18 protein-coding genes and 3 pseudogenes are annotated in these 20,607 nt (G+C 62.7%); 10 read left to right on the top strand and 11 right to left on the bottom strand.

All coding sequences use genetic code 11. The features are described 5' to 3' along the window. Window positions 1-16: 16 nt before the first annotated feature. A complete protein-coding gene (locus FFS45_RS24235; protein WP_137957166.1) occupies window positions 17-478 on the bottom strand; it encodes a GNAT family N-acetyltransferase in 462 nt (153 codons plus the stop codon). A 66-nt stretch (window positions 479-544) separates the two neighbouring features. Next, a complete protein-coding gene (locus FFS45_RS24230) occupies window positions 545-838 on the bottom strand; it encodes a hypothetical protein (protein WP_137957165.1) in 294 nt (97 codons plus the stop codon). 148 nt (window positions 839-986) lie between these two features. Here FFS45_RS24230 and FFS45_RS24225 point away from each other — a divergent pair, with 148 nt between their 5' ends. After that, the gene (locus FFS45_RS24225; protein WP_137957164.1) at window positions 987-2,453 is read left to right on the top strand and encodes a PLP-dependent aminotransferase family protein; all 1,467 of its coding nucleotides are present in this window, start codon (window positions 987-989) and stop codon (window positions 2,451-2,453) included. Here FFS45_RS24225 and FFS45_RS24220 read toward each other — a convergent pair. From FFS45_RS24220 to FFS45_RS24210, 3 genes and pseudogenes are all read right to left on the bottom strand, one after another. Continuing rightward, window positions 2,450-2,653: a DUF3562 domain-containing protein gene (locus FFS45_RS24220; RefSeq protein ID WP_137957163.1), complete on the bottom strand. Its 204-nt coding sequence runs from the start codon at window positions 2,651-2,653 to the stop codon at window positions 2,450-2,452. The genes FFS45_RS24225 and FFS45_RS24220 overlap by 4 nt on opposite strands. Before the next feature lie 163 nt (window positions 2,654-2,816). Then, complete coding sequence (locus FFS45_RS24215; protein WP_137957162.1) at window positions 2,817-3,878, bottom strand: DMT family transporter; 1,062 nt, start codon at window positions 3,876-3,878, stop codon at window positions 2,817-2,819. A gap of 87 nt (window positions 3,879-3,965) precedes the next feature. Next, window positions 3,966-4,627 (bottom strand): annotated as a pseudogene (locus FFS45_RS24210) (LysR family transcriptional regulator). Here FFS45_RS24210 and FFS45_RS24205 point away from each other — a divergent pair. The 3 genes and pseudogenes from FFS45_RS24205 to FFS45_RS24195 form a co-directional block, all read left to right on the top strand. After that, window positions 4,579-4,920, top strand: coding sequence for a hypothetical protein (locus FFS45_RS24205; protein WP_171029729.1), 342 nt, complete (start codon window positions 4,579-4,581; stop codon window positions 4,918-4,920). The pseudogene FFS45_RS24210 and the gene FFS45_RS24205 sit on opposite strands and share 49 nt — an antisense overlap. Window positions 4,921-5,416: 496 nt before the next feature. After that, window positions 5,417-6,577, top strand: a pseudogene (locus tag FFS45_RS24200) (phage late control D family protein); the annotation flags it as partial. A 249-nt stretch (window positions 6,578-6,826) separates the two neighbouring features. Beyond that, window positions 6,827-7,024, top strand: a pseudogene (locus tag FFS45_RS24195) (type II toxin-antitoxin system PemK/MazF family toxin); the annotation flags it as partial. A 9-nt stretch (window positions 7,025-7,033) separates the two neighbouring features. On the opposite strand, the gene FFS45_RS24190 reads toward FFS45_RS24195, so the two are convergent. Continuing rightward, a complete protein-coding gene (locus FFS45_RS24190; protein ID WP_137957158.1) occupies window positions 7,034-7,957 on the bottom strand; it encodes a LysR family transcriptional regulator in 924 nt (307 codons plus the stop codon). A 115-nt stretch (window positions 7,958-8,072) separates the two neighbouring features. On the opposite strand from FFS45_RS24190, the gene FFS45_RS24185 reads away from it, so the two are divergent. From FFS45_RS24185 to FFS45_RS24175, 3 genes are all read left to right on the top strand, one after another. Further along, window positions 8,073-9,419, top strand: coding sequence for an MFS transporter (locus FFS45_RS24185; RefSeq protein WP_137957157.1), 1,347 nt, complete (start codon window positions 8,073-8,075; stop codon window positions 9,417-9,419). Between the two features lie 24 nt (window positions 9,420-9,443). Beyond that, a complete protein-coding gene (locus tag FFS45_RS24180) occupies window positions 9,444-10,511 on the top strand; it encodes a hypothetical protein (RefSeq protein WP_249362906.1) in 1,068 nt (355 codons plus the stop codon). Between the two features lie 83 nt (window positions 10,512-10,594). Next, the gene (locus FFS45_RS24175; RefSeq protein ID WP_137957156.1) at window positions 10,595-11,386 is read left to right on the top strand and encodes a class I SAM-dependent methyltransferase; all 792 of its coding nucleotides are present in this window, start codon (window positions 10,595-10,597) and stop codon (window positions 11,384-11,386) included. Between the two features lie 54 nt (window positions 11,387-11,440). On the opposite strand, the gene FFS45_RS24170 is transcribed toward FFS45_RS24175, so the two are convergent. The 4 genes from FFS45_RS24170 to FFS45_RS24155 form a co-directional block, all read right to left on the bottom strand. Next, the gene (locus tag FFS45_RS24170; protein ID WP_137957155.1) at window positions 11,441-12,370 is read right to left on the bottom strand and encodes a CopD family protein; all 930 of its coding nucleotides are present in this window, start codon (window positions 12,368-12,370) and stop codon (window positions 11,441-11,443) included. 2 nt (window positions 12,371-12,372) lie between these two features. Next, window positions 12,373-12,738 carry a copper resistance protein CopC gene (locus FFS45_RS24165; protein ID WP_137957154.1) on the bottom strand — a complete coding sequence of 122 codons (366 nt, stop codon included), beginning with the start codon at window positions 12,736-12,738 and terminating at the stop codon, window positions 12,373-12,375. Between the two features lie 17 nt (window positions 12,739-12,755). Beyond that, window positions 12,756-13,679, bottom strand: coding sequence for a hypothetical protein (locus tag FFS45_RS24160; RefSeq protein WP_137957153.1), 924 nt, complete (start codon window positions 13,677-13,679; stop codon window positions 12,756-12,758). 103 nt (window positions 13,680-13,782) lie between these two features. Continuing rightward, complete coding sequence (locus FFS45_RS24155) at window positions 13,783-14,163, bottom strand: DUF2946 domain-containing protein (RefSeq protein WP_137957152.1); 381 nt, start codon at window positions 14,161-14,163, stop codon at window positions 13,783-13,785. Between the two features lie 463 nt (window positions 14,164-14,626). On the opposite strand from FFS45_RS24155, the gene FFS45_RS24150 reads away from it, so the two are divergent. The 3 genes from FFS45_RS24150 (at window position 14,627) to FFS45_RS24140 (ending at window position 18,105) form a co-directional block, all read left to right on the top strand. Continuing rightward, window positions 14,627-15,229 (top strand): cytochrome b, encoded by a 603-nt coding sequence (locus FFS45_RS24150; RefSeq protein ID WP_137957151.1) that lies wholly within the window; start codon window positions 14,627-14,629, stop codon window positions 15,227-15,229. Between the two features lie 84 nt (window positions 15,230-15,313). Then, the gene (locus FFS45_RS24145) at window positions 15,314-16,765 is read left to right on the top strand and encodes a glycosyltransferase family 2 protein (RefSeq protein ID WP_137957150.1); all 1,452 of its coding nucleotides are present in this window, start codon (window positions 15,314-15,316) and stop codon (window positions 16,763-16,765) included. Between the two features lie 149 nt (window positions 16,766-16,914). Then, the gene (locus tag FFS45_RS24140) at window positions 16,915-18,105 is read left to right on the top strand and encodes an aromatic ring-hydroxylating dioxygenase subunit alpha (protein ID WP_137957149.1); all 1,191 of its coding nucleotides are present in this window, start codon (window positions 16,915-16,917) and stop codon (window positions 18,103-18,105) included. Between the two features lie 90 nt (window positions 18,106-18,195). Here the strand turns inward: FFS45_RS24140 and FFS45_RS24135 are convergent, their stop codons facing one another. After that, on the bottom strand, window positions 18,196-19,440 hold the full coding sequence (locus FFS45_RS24135; protein WP_137957148.1) for an MFS transporter: 1,245 nt from the start codon (window positions 19,438-19,440) through the stop codon (window positions 18,196-18,198). Window positions 19,441-20,607 lie beyond the last annotated feature (1,167 nt).

The raw sequence follows: 20,607 nt of genomic DNA, 5'->3' as shown, positions 1-20,607 counted from the left end.
GCGGTGTCCCGTCCTTCTACAATGCCTTCCGATACACCACAAACCCCGACCGCTCGGCAACGCTGTCATACAGCTTCATCGCGGTCTGGTTCGTCTCATGGGTTTGCCAGTACACGCGGCTCGATCCGTCTGCCTTCGCCTGTGCGTAGACCGCTTCGATCAGCGCCCGCCCCACGCCCTTGCCGCGTTCGCTTTCCAGCGTATAGAGATCCTGCAGATAGCAGGTCGGGCCGGCCATGATTGTGTTCCGGTGATAAAGATAGTGCACAAGGCCGACCAGTTGTCCGTCGCGCTCGGCGACCATCGCATGCATGGGTTCGTAGCCGTCGAAGAAACGCGTCCAGGTGAGCAGCGTGATGTCGCGCGGCAGTGCCGTTTCGCCCGAGCGTCCGTAGAACGCGTTGTAGGCGTCCCATAGGGGCAGCCACGCCGGAAAATCGTTGGGGGCCACGGGACGAATCTGGATCGGATGAGTCATGAGACGGTTTCCTTGTCTGCGTGCTGTTGAAGCGTGAAGGGGCTGGGCCGTTTGTGTACCGCATCTCTATGGTTGGGTTGAACAGGCGAGCAGGGCCGCAGCAAGCGCGTCGTTACGATCGCCGGATTGTTGTGACGCCGCCGTCTGCACCTGGACCGGGATCTCTTGCGATACACCATAAGCTGCAACGCAAGCATCCAGTCGCGCACCGGCATCTTTCGCAGGACCTATGCCGCCATACGCCAGCGCGAGCACGGCGAAGGCGATTACCCACGCTACCCACTTGACGACAATCGCGTTTCTTCGCGCGGTCGACGCAGCTTTTGCATGCACTGGTTCGGTCAGAGCGGAGGTATCCATGGCAGCAGCGGCCCCTTTCGTTTAACGGGCCGCGCTGTACACGTAGCCGTCAGCCCCGGCGGCTTCCAGCGCAACCATTTCGTCAGCTTAGGGATTTTGTGGCACCATTGTTAGCTCCACGTGCCAACAATAATCTGGAGCCACACATTTGGACTACGGTCTGTTGATGTCGAATTTCGCGAAGCAACTGGGTGGCCGCAAGCTCACGCAGCAGAATCTGCTGTACGAGAGTTTGCGCCGGGCGATACTCGATGGCGACATCCGGCACGGCAGTCAACTGATCCCCACCCGCTCGCTCGCCGAGCAGTTAGGCATCGCGCGTAATTCGGTGCTGTACGCGTACGAGCGCCTCACCGAGGAGGGGTTTGTCAGTACCAGCCGTCACGGCTCCGTGGTGAGCATGGTGAGCCGGGCGGCTTTGCCGCCGGCGCCGCCAGTCGATGGCCTCGGCGTGCCCATCAGCCGCTTGTCACGACGGGTTGCCGATCTGCCGCGAGAGCGGACGCGCGCCAACGACCCCACGCCGTTCCGTCCCGGCGTGCCCGCGCTCAACGAGTTTCCGATGGTGCAATGGCGCAGTTCCATGGAACGCGCGTGGCGCGCGGTCGATCCGCGTGAGCTCGACTATCGCAACAACGCGGGACATCCTGCCTTGAGGCGCGCGATTGCTGACTATGTGCGCGTCTCGCGCGGCGTGCGATGTTCGGCCGAGCAGGTGTTTATCACTTCGGGTACCCAGGCAAGTCTCGATCTTTGCGCCTGTATGCTGGCCGATCCGGGCGACCGGGTGTGGATGGAGGACCCGGGCTATCACGGCGCAAAGGCCGCATTCCAGGCCGCGGGCCTCAACCTTGAACCCATTCCGGTCGACGCCGCCGGCATTGCGCCGACGCAGGAAGATTGGCAGCGCGCACCGCCGCACCTGATCTACATCACGCCATCGCATCAGTATCCGCTTGGCAGCGTGTTGAGCCTCGAGCGGCGCTGGTCGATCATCGAACGTGCAATCGAACGCGGCGCCTGGATCATCGAGGATGACTACGACAGCGAACTGCGCCACAACGGGCCGCCTTTGCCGTCGATCCAGGGGTTGACCGCCAACACGCCCGTCATTTATCTGGGCACCTTCAGCAAGACAATCTTCCCGGCCCTGCGCATGGGGTTCATGATCGTGCCGGCCCATGTGGCGAAGGAAGTTGACGCCGCGCATAGCGAACTCGCCCGCCAGGGGCGCGTGGCGGAGCAGATGGCGTTGGCTGATTTCATCGAAAGCGGTAAATACGCGCGTCATCTGCGGCGCATGCGGCGGATCTATCAGCAGCGCCGCGCGGCGCTGGTAGTCGCGCTTGAGCGGCACATGGGCGATCTCGTCACCGTTTCGTCGGACAGCGGCGGCATGCATCTGACGGTGCGTCTCGACGCGCCGCTACTCGATACGGATGTGACGGAGGTGACGCGCGCGCATGGCTTGACGGTCGCGCCGCTCAGCACGTTCTGCGATTCGCGTACGGATAGCACGCGATATAACGGCTTTATGCTGGGCTATGCCGGCATTGCACCCGAGGATGCCGATGCGCTGGTTGCGCGGCTCGCCCAGATTGTGCGCTCGCTTTAGTTTTTCTGGTTGCCCGAGTGGCGCAACGTGTCGCGCACTCTCTTGGCCACCAGCAGTGGCATGTAATCGAACACGCGGGCGTCAGTCTTAAAGTCGGCCAAAGTGTCGGCGTAGATCTTCGAGACCGTTTCCGTCGGGGTGTTGGTTTCCGCGGCGATGGCCTGTACAACTTCGTCAACGTTGGGCTGGGGCTGAGCCATGTGGATCTCCGTGTTTGGCAGGGGATACCGCAAAAGACAGGAATTCCATTACAGGACGAGCTTCGCCACGATGCCAATTGAATCGTGCTATCAGGCGTCCGCTACACGCGCTGTTTTGCTTGCGATCGCGAAAGGGAGCGATCGCAAGACGCGATTTGTCTGCTCAATGCGAGTGGCGATGATGAATATCTGGGAAATGCGCGTGTGTGTGCGTAATGGGCGCATGCCGGTGTGGATGCGTATGCGGCTCCTCGCCATCCCACACGAAGTCATGCTCGTGCTGGTGATGTTCGTCGTGGCGGTGCCGGTGATTGTGGTCCAGCGCCTGATGCGTATGCGGATGATCGTGCCGCTCGCGGATATGCAGCCAGATGCCGAATGCCATCAACGCCGCGGCGACCCAGAACAGCAGCGGCGGCATTTCTGGCCAGAGGATTAGCGAGATCGTCACGCCGAACAGCGGCGCCACTGAAAAATACGCGCCGGTGCGCGCTGTACCGAGATTGCGAAGCGCGAGCACGAACAGCACCAGGCTGATTCCGTAACCGGCGAAACCGGTCACCATCGCGGCCGCCATGGTCCCGATATGTGGGAGTTTGGCGCCGAGCAGCAAGGCAATCGCGAAGTTCACCGACCCCGCAACGAGTCCCTTCAGGCAGGCGATAACCATCGCGTCGTTGGTGGAGACCTTGCGTGTCAGGTTGTTGTCGATGGCCCAGCATGCGCAGGCTGCGGCTACCAGCAATGCGCCGAGCGGCAGGCCCGTTGCCCCCGGATGCCACGACAGCGCGACGCCGCCGGCCACGATCGCCACCATGCCGAGAAACACCTGGACGTCGACGTTCTCGCGAAACACCACCCACGCGATCAGCGCGGTGAAGACGCCCTCGAGATTCAGCAGCAGTGAACTCGTGGCGGCCGGCGTGGCGTTTAGTCCGAGCATTAGCAGCGCAGGTCCGGCGACTCCGCCGGTGGCAATTGCGCCAAGCAGCCACGGGACTTCGCGCAGATGAATCTGCCCTTCGTTGGCCCGCTCGTTGCTGCTGAGCCGCAAACGGCGCACGAGGATCGTGACGGCGAGGCCAATGCCGCTGCCGAGATAAAAGAGACCCGCCACCATGAACGGCGACAGCGTGCCGAGCAAGGCTTTGGCAAATGGCGTCGTTGCGCCGAACAGGGCGGCGGCAAGCAGTGCGGTGAGCGGTGCGTTGAAACGGGCGGACATGGTTGGGGCGGATTCGGGTGCTGCGTGGCGCGCAGGCAGCGCGGTGGATTGGTCTGATCGAAGCGTAGTGTAGCAATCCGCGCGGTTTTACTCAGCAAACGACTGTTTGGACAGGAATTCGACCCGGGTCCGCAGCTTTGGCGACAACTGCCGGTTCGACGGCCTCAGCACCGAGAACTGTCCGGCTTGCGTCAGATGGCCGAGCGTCTGCGGCACACCTCGCCGTTACAGATACGCCGGCGACGCGTACAGCACGAAGCAGAACGGCCCGAGCCGCTTGGCCATCAGTTGCGAATCGCCCAGTGGGCCGCTGCGGATCGCGGCGTCGAAGCACCTTCGATAACGTCGACTAGGCGGTCGTTGAAATCCAGTTCGAGGTCGATCTCCGGATAACGCGCAGTGAACTCGTGCAGGGCCGGCAGCAAAAAGCGGTATCCGATGGTGGGCAGGCTAACCCGCAGTCGACTGCGCGGTGTTGCTTTGGCCTGCAGCATCATCGTTTCGGCGTCGTGCACGGCCTTGATGATCTGGCGGCAGCGCTCGTAGAAGCGCTCGTCGTCATCCGTCAGACTGATGCGCCTCGTGCTTTGCGGCAGTAGCCGCACGCCGAGGTGCTGTTCGAGACGCGCCACGCTCTTGCCCACTGCGGGAGCAGACAAGCCAAGCCGCTGAGCGGCGCCGACAAGCTCGAGGTCGGCAGTTGTCTGATGGCCGCCGTGGCTGGCGCGCGGTATTTGTCTCGACCGCATTGCTCGGTGCGTTGGCGCTGCTGCTGGCGGCGCCCGGCATGTCGGAGACGCGCGATCCGCATGCAGTCGGCGTCGACTGGCCGGGCATGGCGAGTTTCACGGTGGCGCTGGGTTTCTTCACGGTCGCGATTCTGGAAGCGCCCGATCTTGGCTGGAGCCATCCGACGATTGGGGTGCTGCTGACCGCCGCTACCGTTGTACTCGCGGCGTTTGTGCTGATCGAACGACGCACGGCACGGCCGATACTCGACCTCTCGCTGTTCCGCTATCGACGTTTTGTCGGCATGCAATAGCTGCTGATTACAACCTGTTACTGCTTCGTAGTCCTGCTTGTGATCTTGCCGATCCGCTTTGTTGGCATCGAAGGATACGCTGGGCTACCTCGGTGCGGGCGAGCGTCAGTTGGGTCCTCTTGCTGCCGCTGCGGTTTGCGACGACACGAACTGCGCTTTGGCGACTCACTCGCAGATGGCCGGCAGCCCGTGCCGTCTGGCATGGTCAGTATGGTGTAGTCGTCTGTGCAACAGATCACCAGTTGTTATCCACCGGATTCCCTGCCTGTCGTGTACAGGTTGTGTTTGCAACGGCTAAGCGGCGTATCTCCACTGCCGTTGTCTGACTGGACGAGCCTCAAATCTCCCGGAATGTCATCTTGAAAATTGCACCGGCTTCCGGGCAATGCTATTAAGTACGCACATGCCGGTAGTACCCGTAATCACACGGAGCCGCTCGATCCGTCTATACGCGCGTGCCGGTTTCCGAAGCTCGCTGACAGGGAACTGAACGACGATGTCGGACTTGTTGAAGGACGTGACTGGAGCTGGACTGCCTGGGCGACAGGCGTATCACCTCGACGTACCCGACACGGATAGCGCGGCACAGCTATCGGTCGTGTCGTTCGACGCGATCGAAAAGATGGGGGAGCCTAACGTGGTCACCATCGTGCTCACGCATCCGGAGCAGCTCCTGCGCACTGCCTATCTGAACCAGGATGCGGTCTTCCGGATTGCTTCCGATGACGGCGCCGTGAGGAAGTTCTCCGGCTACATCGAACGCTTCTCGATGGTGCAGACCACGAAGGACTACACGAAGTACGAGATCGTCCTCAAATCGCACTTCGGGCGCCTGCAGTCGGTCACCAACACCCAGGTCTTCCAACATCTCACGATCCCGCAGATCTTCCAGAAGATCCTGCGCGCCCATGGCATCCGCGATCACCAGATACTGTTTCGCCTGCGCGGCAACTATCCCAAGGTGCTGTGGCGCTTCCAGTACCAGATGACGGACTTTGACTATGTGCACATGCTCATGGAGAAGGCCGGCATCTGGTGCTACATCGTGGAGACCGAACATGGCGACATTACCGTCTTTGCCGATGACATCGACCATTACCTTTACGACCCGCGGCTCATTGCTCCGTACCGCGAGGTGGCTGGTCTCGAGTCGGCGGGCGTAGAAGCGGTCACGACGCTCAGGACGCACGCGCAGATCGTGCCGCAGTCCATCGTGGTCGCCGATTACAACCCTGAGTCCGCCTGGGAGCGATTCAGGGATGAGGCGAATATTGCCCCCCATGACACGACCACCTACGGCCAGCCCTACATCTACGGCACGAACCACCTCGACCAGCAGGGGGCGAAGTGGGAAGCGCAACTGCGCCACGAGGCGGCGATTGCCCGCCAGGTGGTGTATGAAGGCGCGAGCACCGTGCTTGCGCTGCAGTGCGGACGTGTGCTTGAGACGGACCTCGTGCTGCCCGATGCCCCCAAGGGACAGGTTGTCATCGGGATCACGCACAGCGGTGCGCGCGACAGGCCGTATACCAACACCTATAAGGCGATTCCCGCCGACCGGCGCTTCCGTCTCCAGCTCAAGCCTGCCAGGTGGGCCAGAATCGCCGGTACACTCAGCGCCCGCGTTTGCAGCCCGGACAAGTACACCTATGGCTATCCGCTTCATGTGGACTCCCGCAAGCCCGTCCTTGCGCAACTGGGGCTGGCGAACGAGGTAGAAATGGAAGTCGAAAACGATACGGTTGTCCTGCGACGCCCAAAGCTTAAAGTTCGTGAAGGCTGGGCGGAGGCCAGCCAGGCTCTAGCCGACAGTGATGACGACGCATTGGTGATGGGTGAATTCCCGAACGCCGACGACGCGGACCTTACATGGTAGTGCGCGGGGAGTTTGGCCGGCCGCGCTCGAATCGTTGCGCCAATGACTTCGAAGGGCCGCCCTGCACCCTTTCGGATTCCGGTGACGTTCAAGCGCAAACAGGGTTTGGTCTTGCTGGATCAGATTTGCGCCGTAGACAAGGTGCGTCTCGTCAAGAAAGAAGGTTCAGTGCCCGATGAGACGTTGATGAACACCCTGCAGACCTTGCAGGAAGTCTTCGCAGAATAGCAACGACAGCTAGGTCCGCTGCGCCTGCGCGAATTCAATCACCGTTTGCGCAAAGCGCGTCGCCGCCGGATTACCGGCATCGCGGTGCGTGACCAGATGTAGCGGCGCGGTGATGGCGGTCTCACTATCAATGGCGCAATACACCACGCTCTCCTGCTGATAGCGCTGCATCGACGCAGGCACCAGCGTCACGCCCGTGCCTGCCGCCACGAGATTGATCGCCGTCAGCATGCGCGGCACCTCGCTGGCGACCCGCGGCGTGAAACCAGCTGCCTCGCAGGCGTCGATGAAATCGGCGTACATGCCACGCGCGCCCGGACGGCGCACAAAGATAAACGTTTCTTCGGCCAGCGCATCGAGCGGGACCGGCCGCATCCGCCGCGCCGCGCCGCGTGCCTTCAGCAGGCGATGCCCCACCGGCAGCACGAGCACCATGTTCTCCTGCGCCAGCAGGTCGAAGCGCAGCTCATCCGGCGTAGCGCTCGGCTTGCGCAGGATGGCCGCGTCGATCCTGCCGCTCACCATTCGCTCGATAATTTCCGCGGCGTTGATTTCGTTGAGATCGATGGCGATGTCCGGACAGGCCTCGCGAAACGCGCGGATTGCAGCCGGCGCGAGCGGGTGAAATGCCGATGAACTGGTCAGCGCGATACGCACCGAACCGATCCGGCCGTCTGCGATACCCTTGCCTTTGACGACGGCCTGGTCGAGCGCTTGCAGGACGGCGCGCGCATCTTCAGCAAAGGACGCCCCTGCCGAGGTCAGTTCGACGCCGCGCGCCACCCGCGTGAACAGCGCGAAGCCGATTTCACTTTCGAGCGCCTGAATCTGCTGCGACAGCGGCGGTTGCTGAATGTGCAGCTTCGCGGCGGCGCGAGTGAACTGCCGCTCGTCGGCCACTGCCAGGAAGTAACGCAAATGCCGCAATTCCATCGCATTTCCTCATATATATGAAACGTATGGCAAGGTCATTTTATCGGTATTTTACATTTACCGCGATCATCCGTACCCTTGAGGGATAAAGAAGACGATGCACTTCAGGAGACCCATGGATTCGACGCTTTCCGCCGCGCAGCCGCCCGCGCATCCCGCCGCCATGCCTGCGGCCTCGCAGGTGCGGCGCGCCGTGATCGCCTCTGTGATCGGCAACGGTCTCGAATGGTTCGACTTTCTGATTTACGGCTATTTTGCAAAGACCATCTCGCATGTGTTTTTTCCGGTGGGCAACGCGTTTCTGTCCACCGTACTGACGCTCGCCACCTTTGCGATCGGTTTTGTGGTGCGGCCGCTCGGCGGCATTGTCCTTGGCGCTTACGCGGACCGGGTGGGGCGGCGCCGTACCTTGTCTTTGCTCATCCTGCTGATGGCGGTCAGCACGCTGCTGATGGGCCTGACGCCGGGCTATAGCAGCATTGGCATCGCTGCGCCGTTGCTGGTGCTGCTCTCGCGGGTTCTGCAGGGCCTGTCGGTGGGCGGCGAGTTTGCCACCGCCGCCGCGATGCTGTCGGAGTACGCACCGCGCGGCAAAAAGATGTTTTACGGCAGTTTCCAGATGACTTCGCAGGCATTTGCATTGCTGCTGTCGTCCGCATGCGGCTATCTGCTGACCACGCATCTGGACCGGGCGTCGCTGGAAACGTGGGGCTGGCGCGTGCCGTTCCTGCTCGGCGCGTTGATTGGGCCGATTGGTTTTTATATCCGCCATAAGGTGGGCGAGTCACCGGAATTCCTTGAACTGCGCGAGCGGCTCGGGCATGCGCCGCGCCAGTCGATGCGGCAGTTCTTGCGTGAGCGCAGCGATGCATGCCTGTGCGCGATGGGTGTGATTATTGTCGGCGCGGCGACCAATTATCTGTGGCATTCGTTCTTGCCGTTGTATGTCGAGCGCCAGTTGCATCTGCCGCTGAAGAACGCGTTGCTGGGCACGGCTGTGTCGGGCCTGATCAGCATCGTTGCGTATCCGTTGGCGGGCAAGCTCGCGGATCGCGTTGGCGCGTGGCGGGTGTTTTTCCCGGTGGTGGTGGTCTGGGCGGTGATCGCGTATCCGCTGTTCGCGTGGGTGGTTGCGCAGCCGACGGCCGAACGGCTCTTCACCGCGCAGATGGTCGCCACGCTGGTGTTGAGCATCATGTCCGGCCCCCATCCGGGGATGCTCACGCAACTATTTCCGACTGCGACGCGTTCGACCGGGGTGGCGCTGTCGTACAACATCGCCGTAACGCTGTTCGGCGGGCTGGCGCCCTTGACGGTGACCACGCTGATCAGCGTGACCGGCTCGAACCTGGTGCCGGCGTATTACCTGATTTTTGCGGCGATCGTTTCGTTGCTGCTGGTCGGCCTGAGTCGCTCAGGGCGGCGTTTGTGGCGCGACCCCGACGCCGTGCCGCACGACTAATTCTTCTTTCACATTGATTCGACCATGACGGATTCCAGTACGCGCGAGCGGGCGCGACCACGCAACGAATACCCGGTGCGCGAAGTCGCCGGCGGACACTTGCGCGTCAGCACGGCGCGTGGGTCCGGCTCGGTGCCGCTGTATCGCTCGCTCGACGAAGCGTCGGACGCACGGGTGAGCCGCGTTGTCATCGTGCTGCATGGCCGGCTGCGCGACGCGGATGCCTATCTGTTGTCCACACAACGTGCCTTGGCGGCGGCGGACGTGAATGCCGCGGATACCTTGTTGCTTGTGCCGCAGTTTCTTGCCGGCGCCGATATTGCGGCTCATGGCCTCGATCAGGACATGCTGCACTGGGAGTGGACGGGTTGGATGGGCGGCGACGACGCACTCGGACCGGCGCCGCTCAGTTCGTTCGATGTCCTTGATAGTCTGATCGAATCGCTGGCGGATCGCGCACGCTTCGGCGCGCTGCGCGAGGTGGTGATTGCCGGCCACTCGGGTGGCGCGCAGGTGGCGCATCGATATGCGGTGGTTGGGCGGGCGACGGCGCTGCTCGAACGGCAAGGCGTTCGTTGCCGCTATGTGATTGCCAATCCTTCTTCATATGTGTATTTCGACAATCGCCGCCCGGACGGCAACGGTGGCTTTAGTCCTGCTGACGAGCGCGCCTGCGCTGATGTCGACACATGGAAGTACGGCATACATCAACCGCCGCGATACGCAAGCAGCGCTGCGTTTGATACGCTGGAGCAACGTTATGTCCGCAGCGACGTAATCTACCTGCTCGGCGAGGCCGATTGCGACCCGCAGCATCAGGCGCTCGACCGGTCGTGCGCCGCCATGGCGCAAGGGCCGCACCGGCTCGCACGTGGGCTTGCTTACTTTGCCTACCTGGGCGGCCGGCATACGCAGCTTGTGCACCGCTGCTGGCAGGTGCCGGGCGTTGGACACAACGGGCAGGCGATGTTCAATTCGGCTGAGGGGATGTTGGCGCTGTTCGATGCCCGGGCGCGGCTTGGTCATGTGCCTGGCGGCTCGCCGGAGTTGCAGGGCGGGGCGGTTGCAACTGAGGGTGGCGCCACGGAGTGAGCGGTTCGCGGCATACTTTGCAAACCGCGCACACCCCACGTCCCCGCTTCACCGTTCACGCGCGGCTTTCACCGGAACCGCCCATGAGCACACCCATCCCGTTCGTCCCCGATCGTTTCAAGACCAATGCCGCCTACTACCTGGGCGGCCGCCAGGCCTATTCGCCACGGCTGATCCGGCGCGTGGCCGAATCATGCCGGCTCGACGGCACGCAGCGCCTGCTCGATCTCGGCTGCGGGCCGGGGCAGCTCTCGCTGGCGTTCTCGTCGTGGATCAACACGGGCGTGGCCCTCGATCCCGAACCGGAGATGCTGCGCATCGCCGCCGGACTGGGGCTGGGTCTCGCGCCGAATATCGAGTACCGGCTTGGCAGTTCCTATGACCTCTCGCCGGCATTCGGGCACTTTCAGATCGCGGTGATCGGCCGTGCATTTCACTGGATGGACCGGACCGATACGCTGGCGCGTCTCGATCAGCTCATCGATCCGGCAGGTGCGTTGGTCCTCTTTGCCACCTCGCATCCCGACGATCCCCTAACGCCGTGGCATGCGCAATACCGCGCGTTGCTCGACGATTACTCGCAAACCGATCCGGCACGCGCGCAGCGCAAAGCCGATAACTGGGAGAATCACGAAACCGTCTTGTTGAGATCGGCGTTCGCTTCGCTGGAGCGTGTGTCGATCATCGAAAGGCGCCGCGTGACCCTCGATTCCCTGATCTCGCGGGCGCAGTCGATGTCGAGCTTGTCGCGCGAGCGCCTGGGCCCGCGGCTCGATGAGTTGCTCGAACGTGTGCGCGAATTGCTCGAACGTCACGCCGCCGATGGCTGGCTGGAGGAGCGCGTCGAATCCACCGCGGTGATTGCGCGGCGTTGAGTGATGAGGAGACGCCGGCGCGTAACAGTCTGCGCGCCGGCGCGTTTGACTAGCCTAGCCGCCGGACGGCGACATGTGGCCCAGCACGCCGGCGATGCTCAATACCGCCAGCATGACGATGGCTTCGACTACCAGTAGCCGGTCGAAGCTGCGTTGCGCAACGCGATAAGCCTCGCCGCCATCGGCCGCGGTGTGTTGCAGGCGCGGCAGATAGATCATGCGGTTGTAGCCGCCCAGCAGCACCGCCAAGGTGACGAACACCAGCTTGAGCGTCAGCACGCGGCCATACAGCACGCTGAGCAACGGTGCGGTGAGCTGCGCGGTGTCCTGCGTCGCGTTATAGATGCCGGTCACAATGACCACCGCGAGCGCGCCGGTCGCCAGATGCGACAGGTGCGTGCAGAACCTCACACGGCTCGCCGGCTCAATGGACGCCGGCGCGGAGGCCGCCACGCCCCAGCGCCACAGCAATGGGGCTGCTGCGATCACGCTGCCCGCCCACAAAGCCGTTGCCCCAAGGTGCAGCACATGCACGGCTTCGCGCAGCGTGAAATCGCCTGCGTCGGCGGCGTGGCTGGCGGCAGCCTTGCCCGCCACGTAGATCACCATGCCCGCTGCCGCAAGCCACCATGCCGCACGGCTATGGCGCACGCCGGCGAAGCTCGCAAGCACCACGCCGGCAAGGCCGATCGACCACGCTATGCCGAAGTGCGACTGCGTCAGTACCGCGCTCACCGCCGGGCCGGCCTCGCTGAAGGACGAGCCGCTCATCACCGCAGCCTCCAGCCAGAGGTACAGCAGGCAAGCGAGCCCGAGCACGCTGAGCGCAACCAGCCGCAGGCGCCCCAGCCCCGCGGATGCCCAGGGCGGCGCTTCATCGGCTCGCCCAAGCATCGCACTGCAGGCGAGCGCTCCGGCCGCCGCCGCGAACAGCAGGTCTTGCGCGGCCTGGACGACGATCTGTACGAGGACGAGCGGATCCACCCTTACTTCGCCGTGAAAGTGTAGTGGCCCTGGGTGCGGTGTCCATCTTCAGCCACCGCCACCCACGCGACCGTGTAGTCACCCGGCGTGAGCGGGTTCAGCGTCACCGACATATGCTTCTTGTTCGACGGATCGACGACTGCCTTGGCGCTCGTTACCGGCTTGCCCTGCGCGTCGGTGACGGTGATCGAGCTGAAGGCGGGTTCGAGGCCGTCGTCGAAATCGATCGCCACGTCCTTTTGCGAAGTGGCGACGGTCGCGCCGGCACCCGGCGCCTGGTGAGTCGGGAACGCGTGCGCATGGGCCAGTTGGCAGCCTGCAATCATCAGTGCGGCAATGGCGGCGCGTGCAGTTGTATGGAGTTTCATGAGCGTGGTGTCCTGAATCAGAAGAGAGGTTTGCCGATGGAGCCGGGGAAGATGTCGTCGAGGAACAGGTGGGCGTCGAACAGAACGCCAACGTGGTTGCCGGTCAGCCGATTCACGGGAATCTCCGCTTCGACGCCGAACTGCCCCCAGCGGTTGAGCCACAACACGCCGGGGTTGATCGTCCCGGTCGTTTGACCGGAGCAGGCGCCTGCTGTGCAGGTGGCCATCGGCGCTTCGACGACGAGGTACGCGCCCGCGAGCGGTTGCGGGAGTCCGAGGTCCTTCACGTGGTCTTGCAGATACGGGATGCTGTACTGCAGGGTCGTGCCCCAGCCGAACGAGTCCGGTCCGAGAGCCGATGAAGCGGTTGTCAGGTTGGGTCCGATCTGGGCGGTGACCGCAAACGGCTTCAGGTAGTTGAGCGATGTGGGCAGGTCGCCGAAGCCCTTGCCGAAATAAACCGTCGGGCTGAAGGTCGAATACGAGTTCGCGATCGACTTGGCGCCGGTGCCGCCGATTTCGGCCAGCAGTCCGACGGACGCCATGAATTCATGCTGGGCGTTCGCGTAGACCATGTACTTCATGCCCACCGTCAGGTTATCCCAGCCTTTGGCGGAGCCGCCGTCCGGGTCGTTCTGGCTGACGTACTGGCTCGAGACGCTGAACTGGAAATTCTTCGTGATCGTCTTGTCCCACTCGTACGATACGGTGTTGACGTTCATGTTGTCGCCGTTGTCGTCCGGGGACTTGATGTGGCCGAATTGTGTGTCGAATTCGTCGTCGACACCCGGGTCGTCGACCGTCATCGTGGCGGGGAATATCCGGTCGCCCACCACTGCGTGGGCAGAGGCAGCCGGCGAACCGGCGAGGCAGGCGGCGCCGGCTGCCGCCAGCAGGGTGGCGCGTGCGGGCGCCACGTGCCGCTTGAAAAGCGTACGCATGATCTAATCCTTCTCCAATTGTCTTGATGCGTCACCGCGTACTGGTGCGGCGACATCCCGCGACTGCTCGCGCAGCGCGGCTTCTGTTCAGGTACAGAGCGACTTAGGAGAGAAGCGGGGGCGCACGCGGCTGCGCCGCGGTGTAAACGAGGGGGATGTGGAGGCTGTCGCGCGTAACGGCGACCGGTGCGCGCGCAACCGATAGCGCAGCAATGAAGACTGAGGCCGTGCCCGGCAGGACCGGCACGTGGGCCAGCATGCCGCAATACGCGCAGGCCTGCCAATGGTAGACGGAGGAGTGCGGCGGCTTGCCGGTGTGCGTGGCCTGGCTGTTATCCGGGTCCGCCGAACAGTAGCTCGCCAGCGCCTGGCCAAGCCGGTCGCGTGCGGCGAGCGCCTGCGAGACAGTCGGCGCAAGCGTACTCATCAGGATTGCGAGCAATCCTAGCAAGCTGCCGATTTTCTGTAGGCGAAGACGAAGCATGCTGTGCGCCGGGCACGAGAAAGAAGCGATGATTGGCGCAGATTATGCCACGCAGGCCGAAATGAACATATGCGAAAACCACATGCCAGGCATCTTTGCCATGCGGCTTTTGCGAGCGGCGCTAATAAGACGGCAAGTGCCTTTCGACGCTATTGCACGCGGGGCGGCGTTTCGTAGGAAGATTGCGGGTTTGGGGTTTCAGTGGCGTGTGTTGCGGCCACCGCCTTGCGGCCGCCGGCCGCTGGTCACCGCTACGCAAGGCCACTGAAATGTTTGGAAATCATTCATTAGCGACGATATGACACGGATTGGGAATAAACCGCTGCGCTGCAGCGTTAGCGTGATAGCCGCTGTATCGTTGTACGCGAACGCCTGTGCGTTCGGGCTGTTTTGATTGACCACTGCATGAGTTTTTATTTCAAACAGCTTTCGTATTGACGCATTCTTTCGGATGGAATTACCGATGAGCACTCAGGCAAACTCCCCGCTTACCGATACGACCAGCGTACCGGCGGCGTCGCGCTACACGCGCACGGCGATGCTGCTGCACTGGATCATTGCGATCCTGATTATCTGCAACGTGGTGCTTGGGCTGAGCGCCGATTCGCTGCCCGACGACTGGGTGCGGCCCGTGATCGATACCCACAAGTCGATCGGCATCACCGTGCTCGGCCTCGTGCTGCTGCGTATCCTGTGGCGTGTTTCGCATCGGCCGCCGCCGTTGCCGGCTGCGTTTCCGTCGTGGGAGCGCGTGGCGGCGCATATTGCGCACTTCCTGCTGTATCTGCTGATGATCGGCCTGCCGCTCTCGGGCTGGCTGCACGACTCGGCCTGGAAAGATGCGGCGACGCATCCGATGCGGCTCTTCTACGTTGTCCCATGGCCGCGCATCGGCTATGTGATGCATCTGGATCCAACGCTCAAGGAAACCCTGCATGACCGCTTTGGTGCGTTGCACACCTGGCTCGGCTATGCGCTGTACGCGCTTCTCGCCATGCACGTGGGCGGCGCGCTCAAGCACGAGTGGATCGATCGCAAGTCCGTGTTGAAGCGCATGATTCCCTGAGGCCAGGGCGCTCGCCACGCACGCTCGGGCTCCACCCCGAGCGTTGACTTTAACCACGCAGTATCGACAGATTCAGTAGCTATTTTGAAGAGAACTCTGGAACAAGCCCTCGCGCTCGCCTCGCCTCGTATCGTGCCGCGTCCGGCCACGCTGTTGAGTACGCTGATCCATCTCAGCGTGATCGTGCTGTGGCTGCTGCTGTTCGCGCGGGCGTTCTTCCTGCAGGGCGTGGTGGCGTGGTCGACCGGCATTGCCTACGTGCTGTACGACACCTTGCTGCTCGCATTCGTCACGCTCAAGACGCTGCCGCTGATCCGGCCGCCCGTGCCGCTCGACCCCGCTGCGGATTCGCGCCGCTTGCCGAGCATGGGCGTGATCGTCGCCTCGCACAACGAGGCGGCGGTGTTGCCGGTGACGCTGGCCGCGCTCCTGCGTCAGACCCACGGCCCCGAGCAGATTGTGATTGCCGACGACGGCTCCACGGACGGCACCGGTGTACTTTTGACCGAGCGCTTCGGACTCACGGCGGCGCGCGAAGGAGAATTGAGCGCACCGAGCTCGCTGCATCCGAACCTGTACTGGCTGCGAGTGCCGCATGGCGGCAAGGCGCGCGCGCTGAACGCGGCTATCACGGAGATGACGACCGAGACGGTGATGACCGTCGACGCCGATACGCTGCTCGACGACGACGCCACCTACGCGATGCGGGTCGCATTTGCGAACGAGCCGAAACTGGTGGCGGCGGCGGGCATCCTCGTGCCGGTTTGCGGCAGAAGCGTTTCAGGCCGTGTGTTCCAGTGGTTCCAGACCTACGAGTACATGCGCAACTTCGTCGCGCGCTTCGCATGGATGCGTGCCGACAGCCTGCTGCTGATTTCCGGCGCGTTCGCCTCGTTCAAGCGCGAGGCGCTCGTCGAAGTGGGCGGCTTCGACCCGCAGTGTCTGGTGGAAGACTATGAACTGATCCATCGGCTGCGGCGCTATTCGGTCGATCATGGGCTCGGCTGGGATGTCCGCGTGGTGGGCGACGCGCAAGGACGCACCGACGCGCCCGGCACGCTCGGCAGCTTTCTGCGGCAGCGGCGCCGCTGGTTTGCGGGTTTCCTGCAGACCCAATACTGGAACCGCGACATGACCGGCAACCCGCGCTACGGCACGCTCGGCATGCTGATGCTGCCGGTCAAGGCGATCGACACCATGCAGCCGGTCTACGGCCTGACGGCCTTTGTGCTGTTGCTCGGTTTCCTGTTCGGCGGACATGAAACGCTCGTGCTGTCGATTTTCGGCGTGATCGGGGCGAAGACCGCCCTCGATCTTGCGTACTACATGTGGTGCATCCATCTGTACCGCCGCTGGACCGGCCAGCGGGTCGGCTCGAACCTGTGGCTGGCCATGGCGGCAGCAATTGCCGAGCCATTCACGTTTCAGTTGCTTCGTCATACCGGCGCCCTGATGGGATGGCTGCACTTTTTACGTGGTGGCCGGGTGTGGGGCGCGCAGCAGCGCTCCGGGCTGGTGGCGCCCGACGAGGGCTAAGTGCCGCCGCGGCCCTGGCTGGCGGGAAACCCTATGTGTAGTTAAAAACATCTGATCCGTACCTTCTAGTAGACTGAGTTCCATGCTTGGTTCGCCGCTTAAGCTCGGTGGACCTGACTGAATTCTCAGGCTACAAGGAGGCACCGCCCATGCATGGAGTTCCTTCGCTGGACAGCAACACTATTGATGCGCCTGCCGAGGCGCCCATCGAGTCGCTGATCGATTCGCCTTCCGACGACGCACGCGCTGACGCGGCTACCGGGTCGCCGGTGCGCGACCTGCGCCGCGTCCCGATTCACCCCGACCACTGGTACCCGCTCGCCTGGTCTCACGAGGTCAAGCGCGGCAAGGCGCTTGGCGTGAGCTTCGCCGGCGAGCCGATCGTGCTGGTGCGCACCGAGTCAGGTGTGGCGTTCGCGCTCGAGGACCGCTGCGCGCATCGTCAGGTGCCGCTGCACGGCGGGGTGGTGGACGGCGAAACGATCCGCTGTTGCTATCACGGCTGGACCTACGACTGTACGGGCCGCTGCGTCGATATTCCCTATCTGGGCCGCGAGCGTCTGCCCAATGGCGTGCGTTCGTATCCGTGCCGCGAGGAAGAGGGGCTGATTTTCGTGTTTCCGGGCAACCCGGCGCTGGCCGAGGAGCGCTCGCCGCCGCCGCTCGCTTCGGTCGCCGACAAGGCCTACAAGACGCGCCGCTTCGGCCGCGAAGTGAAGTGCCACTATTCGTTCATGCACGAAAACCTGATGGACATGAACCATCAGTTCCTGCATCGCAAGCAGATGGGGCAGATGCGTGCGCGTTCGCTGGGACGGCGGCGCGGCGACGGTTGGGTGGAGGTGGACTACACGTTTGCCCGGACAGCCGGCGATCAGCCGATTGGCGAGGCGCTGGTGTTCGGTCAGAGCCGCAAGGGTACGCAAGGCGCGGACAAGGATGTGATGACCATCCGCACCGAGTACCCGTATCAGACGCTGCAGATTCGCACCACGGATTCGACGCTCGTGATGAACCTGTGGATCGTGTATGTGCCGCTCGATCGCGAGCAGCGCACCAATCGCACCTTCGGTCTGCTGTCTATCCGCAAGCCGGGTATTCCGGTCCTGCTGGATATGGCATGGCCGCTGCTGGTCTGGTTTACCGAGCGCATCTTCAAGGAAGACCGCTGGATTGTCGAACGTGAACAGGAAGCGCACGATCGCCAGGGGGCGGACTGGAATCACGAGGTGTTCCCGGTCATCAACGATCTGCGCGCACTGCTGCGCGAATGCGGTGCGCCGCCCGAAGCGGGTCACTTCAAGGGCGTGCGCATTGGGCCTGCTGAAGCCGTGACGTAGCACGGCAGGCTCGCGCTGATATCACCTGGGGTGCGCGCGAAGCGCCGTCCATTGCCGGCAACCTCTGCTCCCAGGTGCTCCCGCTCAACTTCACTCGCGTTCGGTGAGTCCGGCTTCGGAGAGGCCCGGCTCGCGCTCGATGCGGGCCGCCTGTCGCTTTTGCCGCCATGGTCCGACAATCGACGCCGTGGCGCCGATGGCTGCCATTGTCAGTGACAGCAGCACGATCAGCAAACCGGTATGCGCACGGCTGGCGAACACGCCGACCAGCAATCCGGCTAGCGGTTGCGTCAGGTTGTTCAGCAGAATGATGACGCCGGTGGTTTTGCCATAGTCCTTGGGTGGAATGATCTGCTGGCGGGCGCTGCGGATATATACGTTGAACATCTTGTCGAAACCGATAATCAGCACGAAGCCCACCGCATAGCCCCACGCGCCGGGGCTTGAGCCGGCGATCAGGCCGCCCAGGCAGATCGCCAGAAAGGCCACGAGGCCTAGCGTTCTCCTTGAAAACGAGACCCGCGCGATAGTCAGCAGGATCAGCACGGTGGCGATTGCGCCAACCGTTTGCAGCACCGCGTAATAGCGTCCCGACTGGTGATGCACGCCGGTGACCATCGCAGCGGAGGTGGCGAGCGTCACACCGATCACGAGGTTTTCGGCGGCGGCCAGCAGGATAACTTTCTTCAAACCGGGAAGATGCAGCACGTGCCGCACGGCGGTTCGCAACGGCTGGGTCCAATGACCTCGGGGCGCTTCAGGCGGGGCAGCCTGAAAGCCGCTCATGCGTTGCCATAGGACGAACGCCCCGTCCGCGAGCAGAAACAGCGCGCCGCTCGTGGCTACCACGAACTCCCAGCGCCACCACCCGAGCAACAGCGCGGCGGCCATCGGGCCGAGCACCACGCCGAGCTGATCGGCCAATTGCGAGAGCGCCAGCACGCGCTCGAACTTATGCGCCCTGAAAATCTGCGGCAGCATGACTTCGCGTGCCACGAAACCCTGGCTTGTCAGGATGCCGCAACAGGCGGACAGCGCAATCAGCCAGCCGATCCCGCCAAACAGCGCATAGCCAATCACGCCTGCAATACAGACCACAGCCCGGTACATCTGACTGATACGCATCAGCTTGAGCGGCGAGAAGCGGTCGCTGAATGCGCCGAACAGGGGGAAGAAGAGGTAGCGAGGCAATGCCTCGATGAAAAAGGCGATGCCCGACCACGACACCTTCTGGGTCGTCTGGAATACGACTAGCGGCACCAGGAAGAGCAGAATCTGGTCCGCGAGCCGTGCGAAGAATAGCGAGCAGAAAAAAGCCTGATGGTTGACGCGCACGGTTCGTTACCTGCTGTTCACTTCGGTGCGAGGGCTGTCGGAGTTCCCCGGGGCAGACTGAAGGATACGCCTTGTATTGGTGCAAGCCGGCGGGTCGGGGTGATTTCGATGTCCGACGCCGGCGGACAAGTATTTTGCGCCACGACGAAGTGAAAGCCTTTCGCATCAGCCGCGTCTGATGGAATTGCTTGCGCGCGCAGCTTTTTCCGAGCTGATGTGGCGCCGGTTGAGGGAGCTCACCGGAATTAACGGCTAAGTGGTTTCATGGTTGATACGGTCTTTGCCGTGAACAGTTGCATAAAAGCGTGCTCACGTGAACGGCAAGCAGGCAGCCACACTATTGTTTCTTGCTCATGTACCGGCGCGCTGCTGAGCGCCGCCAGTTGATTATTCCGAAAAGCACTTCTTAATGTCCGTTTTCGACGGCAAAAATTGCCTTAACTAGGGGCTGTAGCAATCCGCATTCCCAAGCTGTACTGCTTGCGCTTCATTTCAGGGCTTAGTTAATGGCCCGTCACCAGTTCTTGCAATAATCAAAAGCAGGGGTCGAGGAAATGAAACGCCTGATTGCGATGCTATTCCCTGTCGCTGGAGCAATGTGCAGTACTGCTAACGCTCAAAGCAGCCTGACGATCAACGGCACTACCTATACTTATTGCGCCTCGGAGAATCAGGAGTGCTCGTTTACGGGCACCGCAATGGTCGTGTTCGGCACGACGAGTCCTTCGCTGATGTACGACATTAACGGGCCGTTCACGAATGGCGTGCTGTGCGCGAACGGCGTGGTCTCTGCGACGGACCCGGCCTATGGCTATACGAAGAGTTGCTGGTATGGCCCGACCTCGGGCACGCCGACGCCCACTCCTACGCCTACGCCAGCCGGCACGCTTGTCAAATGCGCGACTGAGAATGCCTTCTGCTCGTTCACCGGTACCAAGCCGGTAACGTATGGGGGAAGTACGACTGCCAACAACGTGACCGAGACGTTTACGAATGGTGTGACGTGCTCCAACACGGCGTTTGGCACGGACCCGGACTTTGGTGTGACGAAGGCTTGCTGGATTCCTTCTTCGGGGGCCAGTGGGACGCCGACGCCGACACCGACGCCAACGCCGACACCAACGCCAACACCAACGCCGACACCAACACCGACACCAACACCGACAC

The organism is Burkholderia sp. 4M9327F10 (assembly GCF_005503145.1).
In the GTDB taxonomy this organism is placed as follows: domain Bacteria; phylum Pseudomonadota; class Gammaproteobacteria; order Burkholderiales; family Burkholderiaceae; genus Paraburkholderia.
Note: the sequence above shows the minus strand (reverse complement) of the source record. Positions and strands in the feature narration are given on the sequence as shown.